The sequence below is a fragment of the Streptomyces sp. NPDC058650 genome, assembly GCF_042717315.1.
In the GTDB taxonomy this organism is placed as follows: domain Bacteria; phylum Actinomycetota; class Actinomycetes; order Streptomycetales; family Streptomycetaceae; genus Streptomyces.
Genome location: NZ_JBHXRL010000093.1, coordinates 1 through 1,068 on the forward strand (window position 1 = coordinate 1; position 1,068 = coordinate 1,068).

2 protein-coding genes are annotated in these 1,068 nt (G+C 71.4%); one reads left to right on the top strand and one right to left on the bottom strand.

Annotation, left to right across the window (positions count from 1 at the left end; all coding sequences use genetic code 11):
• A partial coding sequence (locus tag ACFWWU_RS37490) for a cupin domain-containing protein (RefSeq protein ID WP_384153767.1) occupies positions 1-300 on the top strand: 300 nt, incomplete at its 5' end.
• A gap of 45 nt (positions 301-345) precedes the next feature.
• Here ACFWWU_RS37490 and ACFWWU_RS37495 read toward each other — a convergent pair.
• Positions 346-1,068, bottom strand: a 723-nt coding sequence (locus tag ACFWWU_RS37495; RefSeq protein WP_384153770.1) for a YceI family protein, incomplete at its 5' end; no start/stop codon positions are given.

A 1,068-nucleotide genomic window follows, 5' to 3' on the forward strand; every position in this document is an offset into this window, starting at 1 on the left:
GTGGGTGGAAGCACCCGCACCAGCCTGTGGCGAGTCCGCATGCCGGCGGGTCAACCGGGTCCACGGCACATCATCGACTCGGAGCAGATCTGGACCGTGCTGGCGGGCGAAGCGTCGTTCCACTCCGGATCCGACCGGTTCGCCGTCAGCGCCGGGGACACCGTCATCGTGCCGGCCGATGTCGTGCGCACCGTCATCGCGTCGAGTGACTGCGAATTCCTGGTCTGCGGAAGCCCGGGCGCCCTCGCCTCGATTCCGGGGAGCGACGCGGCTCCGGTCGCCCCGCCGTGGGTGCGATGAGCGTGGCGCCGACGTAGCGGCGTCGTGTTCGCATCCCGAGCCGGCTCAGCCGCGCGCGAGCACGAGAGAGAACTCGACGAACCCGTCGGGCTCGACCGAGACGAACCCGAGGTTCGGCGCCTCGACGCCGAAGTCGGCGAAGGTGATCGGGATGCTGCCGGCGACCTGCCCGTCGCTGCCGTTCCAGACCGCGTCGAGGTCGACGGTGACCGGGCGGGTGACGCCCGCGAGCGTGAGCTCGCCCGTGGCCTCTACCGTCTGCGCCTCGCCGACGACCGGCGCCACGTCGGCGGTGATCGGCTCGGTGAGCACGAAGGTCGCCGTCGGGAACTCGCCCGTGCGCAGGGCGCTCGAGCGGAAGTACTCGTCGCGGTTGCCCGAGTCGGTCGCGATCGATGCGACGTCGACCTCGATCGACGCGGCGGTCAGGCTCAGCCCGTCGACCGTGAAGCTGCCGGTCACGTCGGCGGTGCGCCCGGTGACGGTCACGTCGGTGCCGTTCAGCACCTCGTCGACGCGGTAGCCGGCGAACGAGCCGTCGGCCACGGTCCACTCGCCGGTGAGGTCGGATGCCTCGGTGCCGGCCTCGGCCGTCGCCGAGGGCGCCGTCGTCACCGACGGTGCCGCCTCGGCCTCGCCGACGATGAGATCGCGGTAGACGATCGGGCCCGCGATGGCGGCCGTCGCGCCGAGCACGAGCACTCCGGCGATGATCGAGGCGGTGATGATCTTGGTTCGCTTCTGCATGCGGCCTCCAATGGGTCGGAC